23 protein-coding genes are annotated in these 23,567 nt (G+C 52.6%); 7 read left to right on the plus strand and 16 right to left on the minus strand.

Annotated elements, in window-relative coordinates; translation table 11 throughout:
* Positions 1–34 precede the first annotated feature (34 nt).
* The 4 genes from M2108_RS18315 to M2108_RS18330 all read right to left on the minus strand — a co-directional run bounded on the left by M2108_RS18315 (position 35) and on the right by M2108_RS18330 (position 5,166).
* A complete protein-coding gene (locus M2108_RS18315) occupies positions 35–1,759 on the minus strand; it encodes a sensor histidine kinase (protein WP_277470867.1) in 1,725 nt (574 codons plus the stop codon).
* Positions 1,760–1,891: 132 nt separating this feature from the next.
* Entirely contained in the window at positions 1,892–2,755 is an 864-nt protein-coding gene (locus M2108_RS18320; protein WP_277470866.1) for a carbohydrate ABC transporter permease, read from the minus strand.
* Complete coding sequence (locus M2108_RS18325) at positions 2,752–3,705, minus strand: carbohydrate ABC transporter permease (RefSeq protein ID WP_221799559.1); 954 nt, start codon at positions 3,703–3,705, stop codon at positions 2,752–2,754. Before M2108_RS18325 ends, M2108_RS18320 begins: the two co-directional genes overlap by 4 nt.
* Before the next feature lie 117 nt (positions 3,706–3,822).
* Positions 3,823–5,166, minus strand: a complete 1,344-nt coding sequence (locus M2108_RS18330) for an ABC transporter substrate-binding protein (protein WP_277470865.1) — start codon at positions 5,164–5,166, stop codon at positions 3,823–3,825.
* A gap of 198 nt (positions 5,167–5,364) precedes the next feature.
* Here M2108_RS18330 and M2108_RS18335 point away from each other — a divergent pair, with 198 nt between their 5' ends.
* The 3 genes from M2108_RS18335 to M2108_RS18345 all read left to right on the plus strand — a co-directional run bounded on the left by M2108_RS18335 (position 5,365) and on the right by M2108_RS18345 (position 6,897).
* A complete protein-coding gene (locus tag M2108_RS18335; protein ID WP_277470864.1) occupies positions 5,365–5,577 on the plus strand; it encodes a hypothetical protein in 213 nt (70 codons plus the stop codon).
* A 3-nt stretch (positions 5,578–5,580) separates the two neighbouring features.
* Complete coding sequence (locus M2108_RS18340) at positions 5,581–5,886, plus strand: HNH endonuclease (protein WP_277470863.1); 306 nt, start codon at positions 5,581–5,583, stop codon at positions 5,884–5,886.
* A gap of 111 nt (positions 5,887–5,997) precedes the next feature.
* Positions 5,998–6,897, plus strand: a complete 900-nt coding sequence (locus tag M2108_RS18345) for a manganese catalase family protein (protein WP_277470862.1) — start codon at positions 5,998–6,000, stop codon at positions 6,895–6,897.
* A gap of 105 nt (positions 6,898–7,002) precedes the next feature.
* On the opposite strand, the gene M2108_RS18350 is transcribed toward M2108_RS18345, so the two are convergent.
* A complete protein-coding gene (locus M2108_RS18350) occupies positions 7,003–7,161 on the minus strand; it encodes a hypothetical protein (RefSeq protein ID WP_277470861.1) in 159 nt (52 codons plus the stop codon).
* A 168-nt stretch (positions 7,162–7,329) separates the two neighbouring features.
* Positions 7,330–8,328 carry an aldo/keto reductase gene (locus M2108_RS18355; RefSeq protein ID WP_277470860.1) on the minus strand — a complete coding sequence of 333 codons (999 nt, stop codon included), beginning with the start codon at positions 8,326–8,328 and terminating at the stop codon, positions 7,330–7,332.
* Between the two features lie 126 nt (positions 8,329–8,454).
* On the opposite strand from M2108_RS18355, the gene M2108_RS18360 reads away from it, so the two are divergent.
* Positions 8,455–9,126, plus strand: a complete 672-nt coding sequence (locus M2108_RS18360) for a tetratricopeptide repeat protein (RefSeq protein ID WP_277470858.1) — start codon at positions 8,455–8,457, stop codon at positions 9,124–9,126.
* Between the two features lie 89 nt (positions 9,127–9,215).
* Here the strand turns inward: M2108_RS18360 and M2108_RS18365 are convergent, their stop codons facing one another.
* The 7 genes from M2108_RS18365 to M2108_RS18395 form a co-directional block, all read right to left on the minus strand.
* Positions 9,216–12,377, minus strand: coding sequence for an MMPL family transporter (locus M2108_RS18365; protein ID WP_277470857.1), 3,162 nt, complete (start codon positions 12,375–12,377; stop codon positions 9,216–9,218).
* Positions 12,374–12,826, minus strand: coding sequence for a MarR family winged helix-turn-helix transcriptional regulator (locus tag M2108_RS18370; RefSeq protein WP_277470856.1), 453 nt, complete (start codon positions 12,824–12,826; stop codon positions 12,374–12,376). The genes M2108_RS18365 and M2108_RS18370 overlap by 4 nt, the downstream gene beginning before the upstream one ends.
* A 172-nt stretch (positions 12,827–12,998) precedes the next feature.
* Positions 12,999–13,439: a GNAT family N-acetyltransferase gene (locus M2108_RS18375; RefSeq protein WP_090716662.1), complete on the minus strand. Its 441-nt coding sequence runs from the start codon at positions 13,437–13,439 to the stop codon at positions 12,999–13,001.
* A 194-nt stretch (positions 13,440–13,633) separates the two neighbouring features.
* Positions 13,634–14,320 carry a ribose-5-phosphate isomerase RpiA gene (rpiA, locus tag M2108_RS18380; RefSeq protein ID WP_277470855.1) on the minus strand — a complete coding sequence of 229 codons (687 nt, stop codon included), beginning with the start codon at positions 14,318–14,320 and terminating at the stop codon, positions 13,634–13,636.
* A 63-nt stretch (positions 14,321–14,383) separates the two neighbouring features.
* Positions 14,384–14,860, minus strand: a complete 477-nt coding sequence (locus tag M2108_RS18385; RefSeq protein ID WP_277470854.1) for a GNAT family N-acetyltransferase — start codon at positions 14,858–14,860, stop codon at positions 14,384–14,386.
* 38 nt (positions 14,861–14,898) lie between these two features.
* Positions 14,899–15,453: a macro domain-containing protein gene (locus M2108_RS18390; protein ID WP_277470853.1), complete on the minus strand. Its 555-nt coding sequence runs from the start codon at positions 15,451–15,453 to the stop codon at positions 14,899–14,901.
* Positions 15,437–15,907, minus strand: a complete 471-nt coding sequence (locus tag M2108_RS18395; RefSeq protein WP_277506274.1) for a hypothetical protein — start codon at positions 15,905–15,907, stop codon at positions 15,437–15,439. Before M2108_RS18395 ends, M2108_RS18390 begins: the two co-directional genes overlap by 17 nt.
* Positions 15,908–16,132: 225 nt before the next feature.
* On the opposite strand from M2108_RS18395, the gene fsa reads away from it, so the two are divergent.
* The 3 genes from fsa (at position 16,133) to M2108_RS18410 (ending at position 18,571) form a co-directional block, all read left to right on the plus strand.
* Entirely contained in the window at positions 16,133–16,786 is a 654-nt protein-coding gene (fsa, locus tag M2108_RS18400; RefSeq protein ID WP_277470851.1) for a fructose-6-phosphate aldolase, read from the plus strand.
* A gap of 126 nt (positions 16,787–16,912) precedes the next feature.
* A complete protein-coding gene (locus tag M2108_RS18405; RefSeq protein ID WP_277470850.1) occupies positions 16,913–17,353 on the plus strand; it encodes a MarR family winged helix-turn-helix transcriptional regulator in 441 nt (146 codons plus the stop codon).
* A 12-nt stretch (positions 17,354–17,365) separates the two neighbouring features.
* A complete protein-coding gene (locus M2108_RS18410; RefSeq protein ID WP_277470849.1) occupies positions 17,366–18,571 on the plus strand; it encodes an MFS transporter in 1,206 nt (401 codons plus the stop codon).
* A gap of 8 nt (positions 18,572–18,579) precedes the next feature.
* Here the strand turns inward: M2108_RS18410 and bcbE are convergent, their stop codons facing one another.
* From bcbE to M2108_RS18425, 3 genes are all read right to left on the minus strand, one after another.
* Positions 18,580–19,842 carry a bacillibactin exporter BcbE gene (gene bcbE, locus M2108_RS18415; RefSeq protein ID WP_277470848.1) on the minus strand — a complete coding sequence of 421 codons (1,263 nt, stop codon included), beginning with the start codon at positions 19,840–19,842 and terminating at the stop codon, positions 18,580–18,582.
* A 192-nt stretch (positions 19,843–20,034) separates the two neighbouring features.
* Complete coding sequence (gene helD / locus M2108_RS18420) at positions 20,035–22,389, minus strand: RNA polymerase recycling motor HelD (protein WP_277470847.1); 2,355 nt, start codon at positions 22,387–22,389, stop codon at positions 20,035–20,037.
* Positions 22,390–22,434: 45 nt separating this feature from the next.
* Positions 22,435–23,466, minus strand: a complete 1,032-nt coding sequence (locus tag M2108_RS18425; RefSeq protein ID WP_068727474.1) for an FUSC family protein — start codon at positions 23,464–23,466, stop codon at positions 22,435–22,437.
* Positions 23,467–23,567 lie beyond the last annotated feature (101 nt).

Below are 23,567 nucleotides of genomic sequence, written 5' to 3' on the forward strand. Positions count from 1 at the left end.
GCGTTTCTCCCCGCTTTCGTTCCGATAAAGTATTTCATGGCTGTATGGTCGGAATCCGGATACAGATTGTTGAACCGAATCCCGGGGAGGAACAGACTACAATGCCGTAAGGATGGCCAAAGCGGATGTTCAGGCGCTCATGCACATTACGCAGGCCGACTCCGCTGTCCGCATATTTCTTGGGATTGCTGTGCTCCGTGTCCCACAGGCTCATTAGAGTAGAGAGGTCAAAGCCGGGCCCGTTATCCTTTACTATAATAATGATATCCTTGCCGCTGCGCTGTGCGCTGATCGTAATCTCCCCGTGCTCCTCCATCTGTTCGATGGCGTGATAGAGCGCATTCTCTACGATCGGCTGGACAATCAGCTTCTGGGTCATCACCTGTCTGAGCTCATCCGGCAGATCAATCCGGTAGCTGAATTTATCCTCGAACCGGAATTTCTGGATATCCAGATAATGCCGGACATGCTCAAGCTCCATCTGCAGCGGGATCAGCTCCTGGTTCTGGCTGATGCTGATGCGCAGCAGCTTGCCGAGTGAAACGACCATCTTGCTGATATCGCGGTTGCCTGCCAGCACGGCCATCGAGTTGATTGATTCCAGTGAGTTATAGATAAAATGCGGGTTGATCTGGGCCATCAGGGCCTGCATTTCCGCTTCCTTCTTGCGCCCCTGCTCGGTCTGCACCTGCTGGATCAGCTCACTGATCTGCGAGCTCATCCGGTTGAAGCCGTCGATCAGCAGGTCACTCTCATCATCCGACCGGAGCGGTGTGGTAATCGGCATAAAAATACCCTGTTTAACCCGCTTCATCCCGTTGACCGCACTATTGATGCTGCGCACCAGCCTCCTGACGAAATAGCGGTCGAACAGAAAAGCAGACAGCAGTGAAACCGTTCCCAGAATAATCGCCAGGTTGCGGATCGAATCGGACTCCGAGGAAATCAGATTCATCGGGGTGATTGCCGCGAGATACCAGTCGGTATTATGTGAAGGCAGGTAAGTAATCAGCGATTTCTCTCCTTGGTAATTGTCGATGTAATAGTCCTGGCTTTGGGTATAATCCGCCTGCAAAAAAGGAAACTCCGTCCGCTGCCCGATATGTTCCCCGGATTTGTTAAAGACAATATTGCCCTGCCTGTTAACCAGCAGAATGTCGCCTTTCTTCAGCGTCGCCGCCTCCCAGAAAATCTGGTCCAGCAGATCCGGCTTGACGTACACAACCAGATAGCCGATATCCTCAAGGGAGTAATAATCCTTAATGACTCTGGCCTGCACCAGCACCGGATTGCCTGCAGCCTCCGATCCGTTTTCTCCCGGCCCGGACCAGACCGGCCTGCCCTCAGCGCCTTCCATTGCGCCATACCACACCTGCCCCTGCATATCGGCAAATGACATCGGAGCATTGTACTGGTACAGCAGCCGGTCCTTTCCGTAGAGGCTGAAGGAGGTGATCATCGGATGGTTGATCAGCAGATTGTTGATCTCCTGCTTGCGGTCGTAAGTCAGCACAAAATTCGGCTGCTTTAGCGACTGCTGAATGGCAGGCTGCGTAATGGCCGAATTCGTAATGGATGATATTTCGCTGAGTGCGAATTTAAGCTTGCGGTCGGTCTCAAGTAACGAGATCCAGTAAAAGCTGCTCGATTTCTTCTCCATTGTTTTTGAAAAGTTAACATACGTAACGATTCCCATTACGATGACGGGAATGAATACGAGAAGAATAATAGCGAACAGGATTTTTCGTCTTAGCTTCATTGCCGTTTACCTTCCCCCTGCTGTCTTTAGCCGGACTCAAGCGGGAGTGAGGCCGCCCTTGCCTGCAAGGACGGCTCTGCCGCATCTGTCTCCACTACTATTCTTCACGTAAGCTCCTGTTTCCTGTCTGCTCTAGCTCTTGATTGCGCCTGAAGTCAGACCGGCGATAACCCAGCGGCTGAACAGCAGGAATACAATCAGCAGCGGAAGCGTCGCCGTAAAAGTTGCGGACATGATCATACCATAGTCAAGACCGTCACGGGTTGTGAAGAGCTGCTGAAGCGCAATCTGAATGGTATAGTGCTCCTTGTTCTTCAGCACAACGAGCGGCCAGAAGAAGTCATTCCATACGGTCATGAAATTGAGGATACCCAGTGTTGCCATCGCAGGTGTGATTACTGGTACGGCGATATTCCAGAAAATACGGAAATGGCCGCCCCCATCAATACGTCCCGCTTCAATCAGCTCGGTCGGCACTGCTGAGGCAATATACTGTCTCATCCAGAAGATCCCGAACGCATTGACCATCGCCGGTACAATCAGCGCCTTGTAGCTGTCAATCCAGTGCAGTTTGGCCATGATAACATAAGTCGGAAGCACGCCCAGCTGCTGCGGAACGATCAGAGTGGCGATAACGAATACGAACAGCGCGTTTTTGAACGGGAATTCATATTTGGCAAAAGCGTAACCGGCCAGTGTACAGAAAAAGACGACCGAAACGGTTACCATCGAGGATACGAACAGTGAGTTGCCAAGCGCCTGGAAGAAATCCGCTTTTTCCAGTACACGCTTGAAATTGTCGAAGAACTGGTCTCCGATTGTCAGCAGCGGCGGTACATGGAATACTGCCCCCTTGTCGTTGGTGCCGACCACAAACATCCAGTAGAACGGGAATACTGAGACCAGCGCCCCGAGAATCAGCAGAAAATAAAAGCCCAGCTTGCCGAAGAAGCCAAGATCATCCGGTTTTTTTCTGAACATACGCAGTGTACTCATGCTTTCTTGCCTCCAGTGTCTCCGCCTGTGCCTCTGGAAATCAGCATGTTAAGGATGGAGAAGAGAATAGTGACGAGGAACAGCATAACCGCTGTTGCCGCCGCTGTACCGAAGAAGCCGTTACGGAACGCTTCACTGTACAGATAAGTAACCATGGTAATCCCTTCCTGGCGGGTGGAGCCGGTTCCAGCCTGGCCAAGGAATACATAAGGCTCCGTGAACAGCTGCAGGGCGCCGATCGTCGACTGCAGGGATACAAAAATAATGAACGGCTTGAGCAGCGGCAGCGTAATTGAGAATAGCTGCTGTCTGCGGTTGGCACCGTCAATGCGGGCGGATTCATACAGGTCCATCGGAATACTCTGCAGACCGGACAGGAAGATAATGGCGTTGTAGCCCGTCCAGCGCCACATTACCATCGTGGAGATAGCGATTTTGACACCCCACCAGCCGGAGTTAAAAGCAACACTTTCAAGCCCAAGGCCGTTCAGCATCCAGTTGATCATCCCGTTATTGCCGAACAGGGTGCTGAATACGAGCGTAACGGCCACAATGGACGTAATATTCGGCATGAAATAAAGAATACGGAACGTCTTTTTAAATTTGGTCATTCCCGAGTGCAGCAGCACAGCCAGCAGCAGCGCCAGCATAACCTGCGGGACAGTACCCATCAGGCCCATAATGAGCGTGTTGCTGAAGGAAATCCAGAAGGTCGGGTCACTGGTGACCAGATCATAATTTTTGAAGCCGACGAATTTCATCGGATTGAGTGCATCCCATTTGAAGAAGGATAAATAGAAGGTAAAAAAGATCGGGTATAGTCCGAATATCGAGAACAGAATAAAGAACGGTGAGATAAAGGTATAGGCCGTAATCCGGCTCCGTCTTTGTTCAGTTAAAAAAGGGCGTTTGCTCTCGGCATGCGGACTCGTAATTACGGGTTCTGCCATGTCACACCTCCAGGATAATTAAGAAAGCTCTTTTTTCCGAAGAATCCGGATTCCCGGGGTCTGCCTGCCCTCTCAGGAATCCGGATGTCCGGTTCATATCACGCTTGAGCTTGGAGTCTAGCTGCGTTCAGCCAGAGTCTTCGCCTGTTTTACAGCATCATCCCACTCTTTTGCAGGGTCGGCTTTCTTCTCGATTACGTTCTTGAGCGCATTTTTGAAGAAGGTATCGGTCTGGTCATGCAGCGGTCCGTAGTATACCGGTTTAACGCGGTTAGCCGCTTTACCGAATTCCACTGCAGTCTGCTGTCCGCCGAAGAAATCATCCTTGAAGTCTACGAATGCAGGATCTTCATACAGTGCAGGAATCGAAGGCATTAGACCTTTGGTCTTGAAGGATTCCAGCTGATTGTCCTTGTTAACCAGCCACTGGATGAAATCATAAGCTTCTTTCGGGTGTTTGCCTTCCTTAGGCAGGGTGATGAACGATCCGCCCCAGTTTCCGGCACCTTCAGGCAGCTGGGCAATTTTCCATTTACCGGCCGAATCCGGCGCATTGCTCTTGATATTACCGGCCATCCATGCTGGTCCCATGACTACAGCGAACGAGCCGTCGCTCATGCCCTGGCCCCATTCAGGCGACCACAGCAGGTAGTTGCTGATCCAGCCTTCCTGAATGCCTTTTACCGTGAAATCGTAAGCTTTCTTGACCTGCGGATTGGTATCGCCGATGAACTTCCCGTCTGCCTTGCTGAAGTAGATTTCATCTGCAGACTGGTCGCGCAGAGCGTTGTAAGTCAAGTCAGTCAAGTCGGAGAAGTACTTGCCGGTCTTGTCTTTGTAAGCCTTGGCTACAGCAGCGAACTTGTCCCAGGTGTCGATTGCCGCGCTGAAGCCCTCAGGATCGCTAGGCAGTCCGGCTGCTTCAGCCAGGTCGGTGCGGTAGTAGACAACTGTCGGCCCGATATCTGTCGGAAGTCCCAGCTGGAAGCTGCCGTCGATCGAGGAAGCCTGTTTCCATTTCCAGTCCAGATAGTTAGCCTGAATGTCTTTGGCGCCAAGGTCGTTCAGGTTGTAGAATTTGTCCTGGGCACTGATGAAACGCTCCATGAAACCGATTTCAAGTTGGAAAATATCAGGTGCGCCGGAGCCTGCAGACAGAGCGGTAGTCAGATTGTTGTGGTGTGCAGTCTGGTCACCGGTATTTTGGATTTTGATCGTAACATTCGGATGCTCCTTCGTATACTCGTTCGCCAGCTCTTCATAGTTGACGTTACCGAGTGTCCAGAAGGACAGCTCCACTTTTTCAGCCGGTTCTGTAGTTGCCGTGTCCGTAGCTGGTGCGTTTGTGCTTTTTGCGTTGTTACCCGCATTATTCTCTGCATTGTTGCCCCCGCATGCTGCCAGTGATCCAACGAGCATAACGGACGCAAGTGCAAGCGCCAGGTTCTTTCCTGTTTTCATTCCTCTGTACCCCTCTCAAAGGTTTCTCTTACAAGACTTAGTGTACCGTAGGAGAACGCTTTTGCAGAGGAGGCAAACTTCCGATTTAGGGTTGAAATACTTACGATTCCGGGCAGCCCGGATTGGATTTATCACTCCTCCGCAGGTATACTGGTTGTATTTCCAGTTCATATTCACAGCTAAAAGGAGAATGCTCTTATGCCTATCAACCGCCCGCTGTATACCGACAGTGACTTCCAGGAAGCGATTGACCACAAGCTGCCGGTACGGGTCTTTGAAGATGATCATCTGGTGAATTCAGGGGCAACGGTTGTCCGTTTCACCGATTCCGATGTCATTATCCAGTCGCGGGTCAGCGACTTGACCTATTACTCGCGCCGCACCTGCCAGTTCTTTGAAGTAAGGGGCTAAATCATGAAGGGACAGCCTTCCGGCACCTGCGAATTGTGCGGCCGTTCTCCCCTGGCAACCACTGTCCACCATCTGGTCCCGCGCGAAAAAGGCGGCGCCCTGCAGCAGACAGCGCTGCTGTGCAAAGCCTGCCACCGGCAGATCCACGCACTCTACACCAATGATGATCTGGTGGTGCTCGGGCTTACAACGGTGGAGGCGCTGCAGCATGACCCGCAGTTTTCCTCCTATTTGAAGTGGATCGGCAAGCAGGCTCCCGGTTCAGAGCCCAAGCTGCGCAAATCACAGCGTGTCCGCGGGAAGCGATGAGGCTGAACCGCCTGTTTCATAATAATGGTGAGTAGAGTACGTATGTCAGGGAGACACTATGGGGCGAAAAGAGGCTGCTCAGCCGATACCAATCTATAGTGAGGTGCTGTTATGTTCAAACGATTTGACGAAATTGCCATCGAAATTCCTGCTGTTGAGCGTCCGGACCCTAATGCTGCCGCTGCCGTACAGGAGCTGATGGGCGGAAAATTCGGCGAAATGTCTACATTGAATAACTATCTGTTTCAATCGTTTAACTTCCGCGGCAAAAAAAAGCTGAAGCCCTTCTATGATCTCGTTACCAGTATTACTGCTGAAGAGCTCGGGCATGTGGAGCTGGTTGCACACGCCGTGAACAAGTGCCAATGCGGCTCTACGGAATATAAAGAGCCTGACCAGACTCCGCTTAACCCGTTCAAGGATATGCGGAACACCTATTTTGCGCTTGCCGGCGCCCAATCCGCTCTGCCGATTGATTCAATGGGCCGCCCCTGGAGCGGGGAATATGTATTTAACAGCGGCAATCTGATATTGGATCTGCTGCACAATTTCTTTCTGGAATGCGGAGCCAGAGCTCATAAGATGAAGGTATATGAATTGACCGATCATCCGGCTGCGCGCGAGGTTGTCGGATATTTGCTGGTGCGCGGCGGGGTGCATGTGGTTGCTTACGCCAAAGCCCTGGAGATGGCTACAGGTGTGGATGTCAGCAAGCTCGTTCCTATCCCCTCTCTGAGCAACAAAGCTTTCACAGAAACGCATAAGTATGAATCCAAAGGTCTTCACACAAAGCTGTACACCAACAGCGATAACGATTTTACGGCCATAAAACAAATCTGGAAAGGCCCGCATCCCGAGGACGGGAAGCCGCTTGAGGTAGTGGAAGGTTCCCCGAAAGGATACCCGATAGCCGAAGCGCCGGAGGTTCCTGAAGAATTTGCCCCCGGTATTTCCGAGGAGGATTTCCTGGCCATCGCCGCACGTCTGCAACAGGCTGCCGGTATTCACTGATTACGGACAGACGCAAAAAAGCCGGATTCTGCTCTAAAGCAGAAATCCGGCTTTTATATTCATTACATCGAATTGGCTGTGAAAACTGCAATAAAATTCCCCATGTTACCGCTTCAACAGATTCGGTCTGTTGAGCTTCTCGTTAAGAATATCCTGAAAGCTTTGCGTTGTATCTTCGCTTCTGGTCTGCTTGTGCTCGGTGACCGGGTGAGGTCTAAAGAATTGATGATTGTAAGCCATAAGATTATGTACTGCCATATTCATAATGGTTCAGCCTCCTTCCGAAATCTACACCCTTGCACGGATGCGAATGACTTATCCCTTATATAACCATCTGCTTCCATTCCTAAACCCTTTTTTTTGCATATTTTTTGCATAATCATAAAAAAATAGCTTCAGACCCTGATTCAGGCCTAAAGCTATCCATAAAAGCTATTTCAAAGCAGCCCATGAGGCATCATCCAGCTGCTGAAGCTCATGTTCGTTCAGCCGGAAACCCATTGCTCCGATATTTTCTTTGGCATGCCGGACTTTGGACGCTCCGGGAATCGCCACGACGGTGTCCCCGTGGAAGTGAATCAGCCAGTTCAACGCAACCTGACCGTGAGTCACCCCATACTTCCCGGCCAAATCCGCCAAAAGATCGATCAGCGGCTTGCTGCGGGCAAGACCCTTCTCATCCAGTCCTGACTGTAGCCGTCTGATCATAGACAGCTTACTGATCTGTTCCGGATCGTTATGGAAGCGCCCGGTCAGAACCCCCTGCTGCAGCGGGGAATAAGCGATAATGGAGATACCCAGCTCCTTCGCGGCCGCCATTGTCCCGTTCCGGTCAATACTCCGGTGAAGCAGATTATATTTGACCTGATTGGACACCAGCTTCAGCCCGTGCTCCTGCAGCAGCCGGTGTGCTTTGACCATCTGTCCGGCTGAATAATTACTCACTCCGGCATACCGGATTTTCCCGGCTTTAACCAGGCCGGCCATTGCCTTCATCTCACTTGCTATCGAAGATAATGAGAACGGCTGGTGGATCTGATACAAGTCGATCTGCCGTCCGCCCAGGCAGCGGATCCGTTCATCAATGGTTGCTGGTATAGAGCCCGCCGTCCGGAACAGCGGCCACCATTTGGTAGCAATCAACGGCTCCGCGCGAGCGCTGCCCGCCAGCTTCAGCTGATCCAAAGCTGCTGCCAGCGCCTGCTCCGACTTGCCTCCCCCGTATATTTCAGCCGTGTCGACCCAGTTCATGCCGCCTTCCAGACTTACCCGGACAATATCGAGGATATCGGTATCCTCAAGATTGCTCCAGTACTTGCCTACGATTCCGCTGCCCCGGCTGAATTGCCAGCAGCCAAGACCCAGCGGTGAAACGGACAGCTCCGATTGTCCCAGCGGGCGTAATGAAGTTTCTGCTGTTACTGTACTCATAACTCATCCTTCTTCCCAAAAATTTTGGAGTCAGCAATACTGAATAATATGGTATAATTACCCTGCTCTGCATGTTAGATGTTAAGTGAACGCTGACCGGAGTTACAACTTTATCGGAGGGACTTCATGTTTAAAATCCTGGGCTTTTTGTTTCTTGCACAATTTTTAGGTAATCCCTTTCTGGCCTTAATTGTTTTGTTGCTGGTCCTGTATTTTCTGGACCGCCGGTTTGTCGGCATCTTGCCCAGCATTGCCAAGCCTTTCCGCCGGGGACGGCAAATGTCCAGATTGCGGACGGCCATTACCCTCAATCCCAATGATGTCTCCTCCAAATTCGAGCTGGCCCGCCTGCTGATCGAACGCAAGCGTTACAGCGATGCAAAAGAGCTTCTGCTGCAAATCGCCGACCGGTACGAGCAATCCGCCGAATATTGGGTCGAGCTTGGCTATGCGAATCTGAGGCTCGGGATGCTTCCGGAGGGCGAAGCCCAGATGCTGCAAGGGCTGGAGATTAACCGCCGGGCACAATATGGCCAGCCTTTTCTCCGCCTGGCCGAGATATTCCGGGGTGTTGACCAGGACAAAGCGTTGCACTATGTAAGCCAATTCCAAGAAATCCACACTTCTTCCAGCGAAGCTTATTATCTGGCGGGCTCCATGTACAAGGCTCTCGGCAGAAATGACGAGGCCAGACGAGCTTTTGAAGAATCCATAGCGATTTACCGCTCGCTGCCTAAATACAAGAAACGTCAGGAGCGCGGCTGGGCGCTGCGCAGTTTTTTGGCTAAAATGCGCTAGGGCCGGACAGTACATAAACCGATTAAAGCACCTCTGTGCATGGCTGGGACTCCAGTAGTGCACAGAGGTGTTTTGCCCTGACTAACTATCTACAGATTAAGATCGTGCTTCGCAGGCTCTCCACTGTCTTTGACGCTGAACGGCCACCAGTTCGTCCGCCCGAACATCCGCACCATCACCGGAACGAAGAATGGCAGGAAGATCAGCGCATACAGGGCAAGACCCGATAACACTACAGTGGCAATCTGCATCATCGACAGCACCCCGGATGGATACATTGAGGCAAAGGTTCCGCCCAGAATAACTACCGCCGACAAGATGACTGTCCCCATATTGCGCATGGCATGCAGAATCGCTTCGCGCACATCCCAGGTTTTATACTCATTAAAACGGGCCATCAGAAAGATGCTGTAGTCGACGCCAAGTGCAACCAGCATAACAAAGCTGAAGAATGGTGTGGTCCAGGTGATGCCTGAATAATCCAGCAGATGTACAAATATCGCTTCCGTAATGCCGAGTGCTGTAATATAAGTGACCAGCAGTGAGCCGATCAGGTACAGCGGCATAATCACCGAGCGCAGCAGCAGGACCAGAATAATGAAAATACCTGCCAGCATCAGCACAACCGTCCGTGTATAGTCCTCGCCCGAGATCGTCTGGAGATCGTTATACGTACTGGTTACACCGCTGATTGCCGTTTCGGCATTTTCCAGCTTGGTTCCTTTCACCGCACGGTCAACCGCGTCCTGAATATCCGGTATGCTGCCAATGGCTTTGGCACTGTACGGATTCTCCGCGAATACGACATCCAGCGTCATTACCTTGCGGTCATTTGACAGATAGGTGCCGAATACCTGCTGCATCGCTTCCGCTTCCAACGCTTCTGAAGGAACAAAGAAGCCGCTCAGCTCATCCTCTTTGGCATCCTGAATCTGCTGCAGATAATCCTGTGCCGAGCTGAGCCCTGCTGTGATTTGCTGCAGGCCGTCCGCACTGTCACTGAGTCCGCCGGTCAGTTCGCCGATCTGTCCGGTCAGCTGTCCAAAGCCTTCGGCCAGCTGCTGCTGTCCGCCCTGCAGCTGATCCAGTCCGCTGCTGATTGCCGGAATTTTACCAACAATCTGGCCTTGGCCTTCTGCAGCCTGGTTGAGGCCCGTCTGGAGCCGGCCGATTCCGTCCGCCAGCTGCTCAAGCCCCTGCGTCAGGGCGGTCTGGCCGGCTGCAGCTTTGGCATAGCCGGCATTGGCTTCGTTCAGCCCCGATGAGGCACTGTTCAGCTGGCCGGCAATCTGCCCGAGTCCTGCCGCAAGCTGTGCGGTTCCCGTTCCGGTCTGAGACACGGTGCCTTTGATGACCTGGTAATTCATATCCTGAAGCAGCTCAGGATGACTGCTCTCGAGTCCCGTAAAGGACGCATCCAGACCGGTGAGTGCTGCAGCTGCACCTTCAAGCTTGGGCTGCAGATCATCAAGCCCACCGCTCAGCGCCGTCAGCCCCGCGCCTATCTGCTTGTAGCCTGCCAGCAGCGCGTTGTTCGCCTCTGCAAGCTGCTTCGCACTGGCTGCAGCCCGGGCGAGTCCGGTTTTAATCTCACCCGCTCCGGCAGCGCCGCTCCTGATTCCGTCCTCAATCTGCGTGAGTCCGGCCCCCAGGACTGCTATACCCTGCTTCAGCTCAGCTGTGCCTTCTGTGAGCTTCACGCTGCCGGCCGCCGCTTCCTTAAGCTTGGGCCCGTTCGCACTCAGCTGCCTGCCTGCTTCGGCAAGTCCGGACTGAATCTGGTTCAGGCCGTCATTGCTTTGACTAAGACCGTCCGACAGTGTTGCCACCTGAACCGGAATCAGAAAATCATTGATTAGCTCTCCGGTTGGCCGCGACAGGCTGCGTACCGCCTTGACGCCGTCTACTTTCTCCAGCTCTCGGCTGATTTTTTCGGCGAGTCCCATATATTCCGGTGTATCCATCCGGTCATCATTTTTAATGACTATCCTGCCAGGCATCGATTCACCGGGACCAAAGCTTTCGGAAATAATATTAAAACCCTTCACGGAAGCGTAATCCGGTCCGATTTCATCCATGCTGTTGAAGGAAAGCCTGCCGTCATAAGTCACCAGGAACGGAACGACGACTGCCGCCACAATCAGAAGCGCCGCCCAAGGCCGTTTCAGTGAAAAGGAGCCCGCCGCTCCCCAGATCCGGCTTTCATTGTGCTCCAGACTGCCGCGTGACGGCCAGAACAGCTTCTTGCCCAGCACGGCCATAAAGAACGGAACCACCGTAACGAGGGCCAGCAGCATGACTGCGATCCCTACTGCTACAGCCACCGCAGAACGGTACAGCATGAACTTTGACAAGCCGATGGCTACGAACCCGACAAATACAGCAAGTCCGGAATAGAAGACAGTCCCGCCTGCTTTGCGGTAAGTAGATATAATGGCACTTTTTGTATCCTCCGCAGATGCCAGCTCCTCCTTGAAACGGCTAATCAGCAGAATACAGTAATCCGTTCCGATTCCGAACATCACGGCCACCATGAAGATCTGCGTAAAGGTTGACAGTGGAAAATCAAACCGGTCCACCAGGAAGGCTACAACCGACTGGGACACGATATAGCTAAGCCCTACGGTCAGCAGCGGCACAAGCGGAGCCACGAACGAACGGAACACAACGAACAGAATAAGCAGGATAAAGACTACGGTTATGTACTCGGATTTTTTGAGTCCGGCCTCTGAGCTGACGATCGTATCTTCCGTAATCAGCCCTTCACTGGTCAGGTAATGGTCTGCGGTTACATCCGCAAGCAGCTCATTTACCTTTTCCGGCAGCGCCTTTACCGTTTCATCCCCGCCTTTAACCGACAACGCAACCATAATGGTCTGCCCGTCCTTGGCAATCAGCGTATTTTCCAGCTCTGTCTGTGAAAATGGCTCTGTTATCGCATCAAGGTTCAGCGCCTCCTTCTCCGCAGCTAGCTTCTCCACTCCTTGTCTGATGCTCTCCCTGTCTCCTGCGCTCAGTCCCTCCGGCTTGTTAAATACCAGGGCAACCTGATGCAGGGTTTCGCCCTCTTTGGCGGCAGCAACCTCCTTCATAATCTCGGCTGCTCTCGATGACGAATAACCGCCCGGAACCGAGATTTGCCCCTTTTCACGGACCAGCTCAGACATTGACGGTGCTGTTAAAAACAACACAACCGCAGCAGCAAGCCAAATCGCAATCACTGCCCATCTGACTTTCAAAATCGTCTTCACTCGTTTCTCCCTCCCGTCTCCTGCATTAAAAAGGCCAGCTTCTCAAACATGGTGATGAACTTCTCGATATCGTCCTCCTCAAAATGAAGCAAATACGGTGAGATTACATCCTTCACCTGCTTTTCCGCCAGCTGATAAACCTCTTCCCCCTGCTCCGTGAGCGACAAATACACCAGGCGCCGGTCATTTTCATCACGGGTCCGCTCAATCATGCCTGCCTCGTCAAGCCGGTTAATGATGGCTGTAATCGAGCTCTTGCCTACACAGACAGACTCCGCCAGATAGGTTGACGTACACTGCTCCTGTGCCTTAATCAACCTCAGGATCAAAAACTGGTCGGTTGTCAAACCTTCGGCAATCCGTTCCTTGATCCGTGCACTGATCTGCCTGGTCACTATCAGATAAGCATCAACATACCGGGTTATCCAGTGCTCTGCTTCCTCATTCAAAACTTCGCCCTCCTCAATATTGGACAAATAGTTCATGTCTAGAACTGTTTCACACTAAAACTATATGATTCACTGCTCCAAAAGTCAATTGTTTCCATTGATTTAGACAACAAAAAGCTACCCGGTACCATGCGCCGGATAGCTTTCTTCAGATAGCAGCTGCTTACAAGCTCTATTCGTCATCCTCATCTTCCTCAACCTCATACACACAACGGAACATTTCGATTCCCGCCGGATTCTCGCCCAGACTGTACACCATAAAGCCCAGGGCGCGGTAAAAGTTGGCGGCAACCTCATCTTCCGTTTCCGCCAATACATACCGCGGATTCCGCAGGGTCATCAGCTCGAGAATCATACCGCGTGCATAGCCTTTGCCTCTGTTCTCAGGCAGCACCGCGATGTGGCGGATGTCGAGTGAACCATCCTCCGTCTCTTCAAAGCCTACGAGGCCGAGCAGCAGCCCTTCCTCTTCCCAGCCGTTAAGCTGCAGCGCGGCATATTTGCCGTATTCGGCCGAAGCGCGCCAGAGCGCATCCGGTTCATCAATGACCGCATAGGCCAGCAGCTCATCTACTTCAGGTGTTCCTATGCGCTGCTTCAGATCAATAAGCATAAATGTTCAAGCCTCCCTTAATATTGATGTAATTCTCAGAAGTAATAATCCTGACCAGACGCCGCCAAACCCGAGAAATATCCAGTATAGCACAGCCCCGCTGTAAAGAAGCAGTACAAGTCCGATAAACAAACGCACAGCCGGCCGGGGACGCCTGCGGGAGGAAGAGTGGTATCCGGCGTTTTACCCGCTTCCTAGAGTTCGGTTTCAGCTTCGATGATCTCGATGCTGCCATTTTGCTTGCCGATAATAGCCATGCTGGCAATACCGATGAACAGCCCGTGATCCACTACGCCTGAAATGCCCTGGAGCTGTTCTGCCAGCTCAGGGGCTGAAACGATCGCTTCAAAATGGCAATCGGCAATGTAGTTACCGTTGTCCGTCCGGTAGAGCTCATCCCCGCTGCGGCGCAGCTCCGGTCTGCAGCCGAGCTTCGCCAGCTTGGCTACCGTCCATTCCCAGGCAAACGGGACAATCTCCACAGGCAGCGGAAATTTGCCGAGCGTGTCAACCGCTTTGCTCTCATCAGCCACAACGATCATCCGCGTGCTGCCCATCGCCACAATCTTCTCGCGCAGCAGGGCACCGCCGCCGCCCTTGATCAGCTGAAGCTTGCTGTCCAGTTCGTCCGCACCGTCAATGGTCAGATCGAGGTGGTCGATCTCGCTGAAGGCAACCAGCGGAATGCCAAGTTCACGCGCCTGATCCTCGGAAGCCTGCGAAGTGGCCACAGCGGTAATGTTAAGGCCCTCACGGACACGCTCGCCCAGCTTCCGGATGGCCCAATAAGCGGTTGAGCCTGTTCCCAGACCTACCTTCATCCCGTCCTGTACATATTCCACGGCTTTCTCCGCAGCCAGCTGCTTTACATTGACACTCATTTTAATACCCCCATATTTTCCTTTATAATGGTCTAATCGGCAAATACCATACCTGACCGGCATTCAGGACAGTATTTTGCCGTAGCAGACACTGTCCGGATCGCCGATATACTGGCCGAACAGATCAATGGGCCGGTAGCCGTGCTTGACATAAAGCGCTATGGCTTCCGGCTGTTTAATTCCGGTCTCCAGCTTGATCTCCACACATCCCGCGACAGCAGCCTTCTCCTCCAGATCCGCCAGCATTTTACCGGCAATGCCCATCTTGCGGCTGCCCGGCTCCACATAGAAGCGCTTCAGCTCCATCACGCTGCTGTCTTTCTCCAGCGGCCGCAGTCCCCCGCAGCCGACTGGCTGCCCTCCCAGATAGGCTACGACGAAGGTCATCTCTTTAACCTTGGGGTCAGTGAAATCAACCACATAGATCATTTCATGCGGATAGCGCGCCTTCAAATCTTCATCCAGACGTTCAATCAGATCCCGCAGATCCGTATTATCGGGCTGGACAGTAACAAATTTCAATTCAGTAACAGATGACATCTCCAGGGCTCCTCCGTCCTTCCGGTTAACCGGTCTCTTTAGATATAAGTTTTAAGCGTTTCCTCGTAGAGCCGGGCATTGTCCGGCTCAAAGCAGATAAATGTGATGGTGTCCAGCGGCAGCTTGTCCGGCTCATTGCTATGAACGTAATTTATAACGATAGAAAGCGCAGTCTCGCAGGCCAGTTTTTTCGGGAAATTGTAGATACCCGTGCTGATATTCGGAAAAGCAATACTGCGTGCTCCGCGGGCGCAGGCCAGGTCAAGGCTGCTGATATAGCATCTGGCCAGCGTCGCCTCCTCCCCTGCAGCTCCGCCTTTCCAGATCGGTCCGACAGTATGTATGATCCCCAGGTTAGGCAGTCTGCCTGCGGTTGTAAATGCAGCCTCGCCTGGCATGACGCCGCCCTGCTTCTGGCGGATTACCGCACATTCGGCGGCAATCTGCGGGCCTCCGGCCCGGTGGATCGCCCCGTCAACTCCCCCTCCGCCGTAAAGTCCGGAATTGGAGGCATTAACGATGATATCGCCTTTCCAGGCTGTGATATCTCCGGCACTCACGGCTATAACCACATGATTAATGCGGACTTGCATATCCTGCTTCCTCCCTCACCGTAGCTTCCAGATTGATAATCAGCTCTTTTTCCCCTTTACGATCCGCTTTGCCGGGAAATGATAAATGTTCAGACAGCACACGCTGAATGGATGCAGCGCGGATACGTGTCTGCATCCATTGCCGGGCATCCTCCAGAGTCATTTCACCGGTACCGGCCGGTACGCGGCACAGAGCATAAGTAGTCCCCGTTTCTCCCTCCTGGAGCTTTTCCTCAGGTCCGGAGAGCACAGTATATTGAAATAAAGGTACCGCTTCCGGCCTTTCCTCATCCCCGCGAAATTGCTCGAAAAATACGGAATACGTGAGTTTTCCGGTGGGGGCCGCAGCGCTTTCTGCCTCCTGCTGCCTGATCAGCCTGCTGTTCTGATAGGCGATCAGTCCGGCGGCAAGCAGCAGAAACAAGGCGGCACCGGCAATTGCCGTGATCATCATGCTCACCTGCCATTCGCGTTCTTTTATACAACACCGTTACTATATTATCATGGGAAATGATGCCGGGGAATGGTCCTAAGGGGTGTAATTCGGATTAAAGCAAAAATTCTATAAAGTTAAATTGAAATATTCAAATTAACAGTTGAAACTTCATGCGGCATGATACATAATGAGGTTGTACAAGCTGTTTGTCAATCCATAAGATATCAAGGAGGAATCGCTTCAATGAAATTTTTCTTGGATACCGGTAATATTGAAGAAATCAAACGGATTACCCGGCTCGGATTAGTGGATGGCGTAACGACAAATCCGTCGCTGATCGCCAAAGAAGGCAGATTGTTCAAAGATGTAATCAAAGAAATCGTTGAGATTGTACCCGGTCCTGTAAGCGCCGAGGTTATCGGCCTTACTACTGACGAAATGCTGAGCGAAGCGCTTGAAATTGCAGAATGGGCACCGAACGTAGTTATCAAGCTCCCGATGACTGAAGACGGCCTGGCTGCCTGCTACGAGCTGACCAAACGCGGCATCAAGACCAACGTTACCCTTATTTTCTCCGCCGCACAAGGCCTGATGGCCGCTAAGGCCGGCGCTACTTATATCAGCCCGTTTGTCGGCCGCCTGGATGATATCGGGGTGGACGGAATGAAGCTGATCAAGGACCTGAAGACAATCCTGACCAATTACGGGCTGTCCTCCGAGATTATTGCAGCGAGCATCCGCAATATCGCCCATGTGGAAGAAGCGGCGATTGCCGGCGCGCATATCGCGACCATTCCCGGCTCCCTGCTCCCATCCCTGTGGAAGCATCCACTAACGGATAGCGGGATTGACCGATTCCTGAAGGACTGGGAATCCGTACCAAAGGAAGCAAAATAACAGATTCATTTAACAACTGAAGCACCTCCCTGCGCGGGGGGTGCTTTTTTGCCGCTATATTAGTTGACAGTATTGATTGTCATAATTATAATTGTCATAACAATTATTTATGAAAGGACGATCTTTATGTCCGGTTCCCCCCAACAATTTCTGGGCTTTCTGCTTGGCTCTACCTACCGGAGAATATCCACCGCCTTCGCCCGAGCGCTGAAGCCTTATGACATTACTCCTGAACAATGGTCTGTGCTGCTGATGATTGTCGACCGCAGCGGAATTAACCAGAAGGAGGTTGCAGTCGCAGCCGCCAAAGATCAGCCTACAACCGCAAGAATTGTTGAATTGCTGCTCAAGAAGGGCTTCATCACGAAATCGCTGAACCAGAGTGACCGCCGGGCTTTCCTGCTCTACCCGACTGCCGAGGGCAAGCAGCTGATCGAGAACACCGTCGCCCTCGAACGGCAAGTTATCAGCACAGCTGTAACAGGCCTTACAGATGTGGAGCTTGAACAGCTCCGAAGTATGCTGGAGCATATCTATCACAACACAGAGAATACACAACAAGAATAGGAGCAGAACATATTGAATCATTCATCAGAACGCTTATGGACCAAATCGTTTGTCACTCTTACCATCTGTAACCTGCTGCTGTTTATCGGCCTGCAGATGACCTTGTCAACTTTGCCTGTCTATGCCAAAGACAGCTTATCCGCTACATCTGTGCAGATCAGTCTGGTTACCAGTCTTTTTGCACTCAGTGCTATTGCTTCCCGGCTCTTCGCCGGCAAAGCAATGGAAAAAGGCGGCCGCAATCTGCTTATCTTCCTTGGCGTGGCAATCTGCTTAACCGCTGTAGCCGGCTATTACTGGTCAGGGACTATTATGGTCCTGCTGCTGATGCGCATGCTGTTCGGCATCGGCTTCGGCATGGCCAGCACTGCATTCCCGACAATGGCCTCCGATGTCATTCCGATCCGCCGGATGGGTGAAGGCCTGGGCTACTTCGGGCTTTCGACCAGCCTGGCCATGTCCGCCGGTCCGCTGATCGGACTCAGCCTGCTGCAGGGCCCAGGCTTCAGCTCTCTGCTGCTGTGCACAGGGCTCGCGCTTGCTTTGATTTTGCCGCTGGGCTACCGCCTGACCCGAAGCCTGCCGGCTCATCACAAAGAGCCTGCGCCGGCTGCAATACCCGGGCCTAAGGGCAATGTGTTCCGTAAGCTGCTGATCCCCGGCCTGCTGAATCTGCTGCTGTCGGTTTCCTATGGCGGACTGCTTGGTTTCCTTGCCCTGTACGGACAAGAGGCGCATTTGGACCACATTGCATACTTTTTCCTGTTTAACGCCGTGGCTATCGTCATTATCCGGCCTGTTTCCGGTAAAATCTATGACCGCTTCGGCCCCGCAGCCCTGCTGATTCCCGGCAGCCTGTTTATTATAGGAGGACTGCTGCTGCTCTCCTTCGCTTCCTCAACTGCTGCACTGTTTCCGGCAGCACTCTGTTACGGCATCGGTTTCGGTTCCATGCAGCCGGCGCTGCAGACCTGGATGATCCAGTCCGTCGATCCCCTTCAGCGCGGGACGGCCAACGGAATGTTCCTGAACTCCCTGGATTTCGGAGTTGCTGTCGGCACCATGATTCTTGGCTCAGTCGCTTTGTATAATTCCTATGCCGTGATGTACCGTTATTCAGCGCTGGCTCCCTTACTGCTGCTGGTCATTTACAGCATAGTTCTCATCACAAAGCGGCGCAGCCGTTCAGCTTCCAGCAGCGTACAGGTTAGCCGGTAATTTGGCGGTTACCGGGCCCGCTGGCGGATTACGCGCGGAAGCTGGATCTGCTTTTCACCTCTCTGACCGCTTCCGGAGCTCTTGCCGGGAGTAACAGCCAGCAGCGTAAGCAGACCTCCTATCGCGCTGACTCCAGCCATCGTACCGAACAGCAGCCATTGCCCCCTTGGCATCAGCAGCGAGATAACCGGCGGCCCCAGGGCTACACCGATGAACCGCATGCTGCTGTACAAGGAGGTGATTGTTCCGCGGTTTTGCTGGTCAATGCCTTCGGTAATCAGGGCATCCAGACAAGGCAGTGCAATACCGATACCCACCCCCCCCACACTAAGCAGCCCTACCAGCCAGTAAAGCCCTGAACCAAACCCCGTAATAATCATGCCCGCAGTTATCAGGAACATACCGCCGCAGCCGATCCACTTCATCCGCAGCTTACTTTGCCCGATGATTTTCCCGCTTCCGTAGGAGGCAAGGCACAAGAGAGCAAGCGGAATGGCCAGCACGAGGCCTTTTATCACCCCGTGAATATTATATTTGTCCTCAAGCGTTTCCGATAAATAAAAAAGGACCCCGAATGTTACAAACATACATATACCGCCTATGGCAAAAATAGCATACAGCCACCGGCCGTGCTCCCGCAGGATAGCAACAATGCCTGACATAAAATCTTTAAGACTCTGCTGATCAGCTTCCCGTTCCGGCTCCTTAACCAAAAACAGAACAAGCAAAAAAGAAATGATGCATAAAACCGGAATGGAGATAAACGGAGCGTACCACAGCAGCAGTCCCAGATAAGCACCGAGAATCGGACTGAGCACCTTGCCGAAGGTATTGGACGTTTCAATCAGACCGAGACTTTTGCTTACCACTTTTTCGTCCTTGAACATATCCCCTACAAAGGGCAGGACAATGGGAAAAGCACCTGCCGCACCGATCCCCTGCAGCACACGCCCCCCCAATATGATCCAGTATGCTGTTATTCCTTTGGTAAACAGGGCCGCAGCGATACATACAGCTCCGCCCGCAGCAGCAATAATCAGGCTTGGCATAATGATTTTTTTGCGCCCGAACCGGTCCGAGAGATAGCCGGCAACCGGAATCATCAGAATAGCCATTAAGCCATACAGCGTAATCAGCAGGCTGACCTGAAAGGAACTGATATGAAGCTCGCGCGAAATTTGCGGCAATACCGGAAGGAGCATGGAGTTGCCGAGGGTCATAATAAGTGGAATGGAGGCTAACGCCATAAGATCCCATTTCTTATCCTTCATAGAGTGACCACCTTTACTGTCATTGACAATCCCCGTTAGTGTGCTTGGTTCAGTCCGACTGTATGCATACAAAATAACCCCGCAAAGTGAGGCCCCCAAAAACATATGATTTCCACAAAAAATGGCGCAGGACGATCCCTAATAGGGCAATCCTGCGCCATTTTTCCATTGTTCAGTTAGAGCTTTCAGCCATTACAGCAATCCGGCTTCCGCCGATCCTGCTGCTGCCGGATCGGGCAAAAATGAGCTGGGCCGGCCAAGGCTGTATATATGCAACAGATGCATAGCCCGGGTACAGGCGGTATAGAACAGCTTGCGTTCATTTTCCCTGCCGTACTTTTCCTGTGAGCCATCATAAATAATAACAGCATCAAACTCTACGCCTTTGGCCAGGTAGGCGGGAAGCACCAGCGTTCCCTTCTGGAAATTCGGGGTTTCCTTGGTTACCAGTCTGACCGGAAGGCTGTTTTGCAGCTTGGCATGCACTCCGGCGCTCTCTTCTGCCGTTTTGCAGATTACAGCAACATAATGATAGCCTGCGGCATGCAGCTTCAGCACATCCTGTTCCACTGCAGCCAGCAGTTCGGGTTCACTGTTCACAACGGTAAGAGACGGAGCCTCGCCCCGCCGGTTGAAGGGAACAATCCGTTCTCCGCCGGGAATCATGGCCCTGGTAAATTCCACTATCTCAAAGGTGGAACGGTAACTTCTGGTCAGGGAGATCACCTCAGTGTTCTCCTTGCCGTAAATGCTGACCAGGCCAGACAAATCGCCAAGCACTTCACCCTGTGCATAGATGGCCTGGTTGAGGTCCCCCAGCACCGTCATTTTGGCCCGCGGGAAGAGCCGGCGCATAAATTCCAGCTGGAACGGGGAGTAATCCTGTACCTCATCAACAATAACGTGGCGGATAAGTGTATTTGTCCGGAACCCCTGGCTCAGCTCCTTCAGATACAGGAAGGGAGTCGCATCTTCATAGGACAGCTCGCCAGCGTCAAGCTTATCCAGTGTAAGCCTGCAGATTTCATCCCAATGCTCCGGCAGCCCTGCCCCGGAATTCATGCTGTCCATCAGCCTGCGGTCCGTAAAGAGCCTGCTATACAGCCCTTTGACATCGACGAACCGGCCGCGCTTGGTCCAGCCGCGCAGCGGCTTCAGCTTCTGGCTGACGATATAGCGGGCCAGCATGCTTTTCTCGGTGTCAAAATCATCAAAGCTCTCGTTGTGCCCGCCGCCCTTGCGCCGTGTCATATGGTACGCACGCTGATAGTCGCTCGTATCCAGCAGCTCCATCTGCTCCTCTACCCACGGGGCATTGCGCTCTTCTACGCTAAAAGCGGCAATTTGCTTGAGCAGCCAGCCGGTCATCAGATCGATCCGGTTCGCAAGCTTGATAGTGGGGGCGTAAGTATAGAACTGCCGCTGCATCTCTTCCTTGCTGACGATAGCTTTTCCCTGAAACATCAGCGGTTTGAACAGCATGCCCTCATGCTCAAGCAGATTGACATATCTCCGGATGGCATCAAGAAAAGCTACAGACGATTTATAGCCGATTCCGGCGCGGCGGATTTCTGCTGACGGATGATCCGGCGCGGCCAGCAGACTCTCGGTCTGGCTGAACACATCCTCAAGCTGAAATTCCTGGCCGAGCCTGTGCTCCAGATACATCTGGAAGGTGGTCTGCTGCATGTTTTCTTCACCGAGCTCGGGAAGTACTGTAGAAACGTAGCTGTTGAACAGCGGATTTGGCGAGAACAGCAGCATCTGGTCTGCCTGCAGGACTGCGCGGTATTTATAGAGCAGATAGGCTACGCGCTGGAGCGCCGCGGAGGTTTTACCGCTGCCCGCCGCTCCCTGCACGACCAGCATCCGGCTCCGGTCATTACGGATAACCGCATTCTGCTCCTTCTGGATGGTAGCTACAATGCTTTTCATCCGGTCATCCGCACTGTGGCTCAGTACCTGCTGCAGCAGTTCATCACCGATGGTCATGCCGGTGTCAAACATGACCTCGATCAGGCCGCTGTCGATCACGAACTGGCGTTTGAGCTCCATGGTTCCGCTGATCAGGCCTCCGGGCGTCTCATAGGCCGCGGGTCCGGGAGCCCCATCGTAATAAAGGCTGGAAATAGGTGCACGCCAGTCGTAAATCAGAAAGGTGCCGTCGTCCTCCATTAATGAGCCGATTCCAAGGTAAATGCGCTCCGCCTCAGCTCCAGGCTGTTCTGAGAAATCAATTCTGCCGAAGTATGGTGAATTTACCAGTTTTCTATATTTTTTGAGCGCCTTGCTCGACTGCAGATGGTGACGCTCCCGTTCATTCAGGATTTGCGCCTGCTGCCGCAGGCTGGTCGAGGTCTCCCCAAGATCATCCGGGCTGCTGAAGTTTACTGTAACCTCTTCCCAGAAATCTTTGCGCATATCAACAACATCGGTACGGTGCAGGCCCAGCTCTTCTGAGAGACGACGGATATGGGCAGCTAGCAGCCGGGTAATTCCTGTCACCCGTTCCTGTTCTTGTTTCCATTCTTGATCATGTTTCTCCACTGTATTTCATCCCCTTTGAAAGGTTGCCGTTCAAGTCTGCTCCGGTTATTCCTTCTCATCACTGTTCACCCGGTTGATCTGATCCGCCAGCCTGTCAAGCCGGTCAAGCTGGTAACCATAATCATAGATCGCCGCCGCTACCACTGACAAGCGCAGCTGTCCCGATTTCTCGGGATTATAGCCCTGGATGGCCGCCTCCAGGAACCTGTCATTGTCTTCGGCAAGCAGCTCCGAATCATTGGAGCCCGGCTTCAGCTTGTCTTCGAACTTGAGCAGAATGTACTCATGATATTTAATCAGCTGCTCCAGGTGCCGGTCAAACAGCTCATCGGTCCGCTCGGTCCGCTCGGCCTGGAAATAATGGCGGTCAATCGCCTCCAGCACCTCAAAGCCTTTTTGCAGGGTGTGCAGCAGGTTTTTATATACGACCATTTGCCGGGTCTGGCTGTATTTTGCCCTGCGCAGCTGTTTCTGTTCCTCCTCGAAGAGGGCATACTTATCGGCCAGCGACTTGATCGAGCCTTCCAGCGCATTTTTTTCATCCCGGAACACGCTTTCCTTCATCTCATGCGAGACTGCGGTCCGCAGCAGCAATGACAGGCTGGTAAATACATTCTCAATCTGCTGGATGTATTGCTTGCGCGGCTTGGGCGGGAATACGCTGATATTTATAAGAAATGCAGAGACAATCCCGGTCAGTGTAAGCAAAAAGCGGGTCAGCGCGAACTCCCACTGCCCGGACGCCTCCATCACGGAAATTACAGTAACCAGAGTCAGGCCGATGGTATCGGCACGGTTCATTTTCATACTGATCATAATAACCAGAATACATACAAGTCCTACTGCAATCGGTTCGTTAGACAGGAGCATCCCGCCCAGCAGCGCAATCACCGCTCCCATGGTGCTCGTCTGGATCTGGTCCAGGAAATACCGCCACGAGCGGTAAATGGACGGCTGCATGGCAAATATTGCTGCAATGGCTGCGCCGACAGGAGAAGAAAACTGCAGAAGTACAGATAAATAAAGGGCAAGCGTTACTGCCATTCCTGTTTTTAATATCCGGGCGCCAAAAGCCAAATCCATCCCTCCTAAAGTTTTGCATAGCATATGCTTCCGTTGTATTTCTTCGGCAAAACTCGCTTCGGAAGCATTAATCTAAAGTTTGTCCACACCTGTTA

This window comes from Paenibacillus sp. PastM-3 (assembly GCF_029893965.1).
GTDB lineage: Bacteria > Bacillota > Bacilli > Paenibacillales > Paenibacillaceae > Paenibacillus_AQ.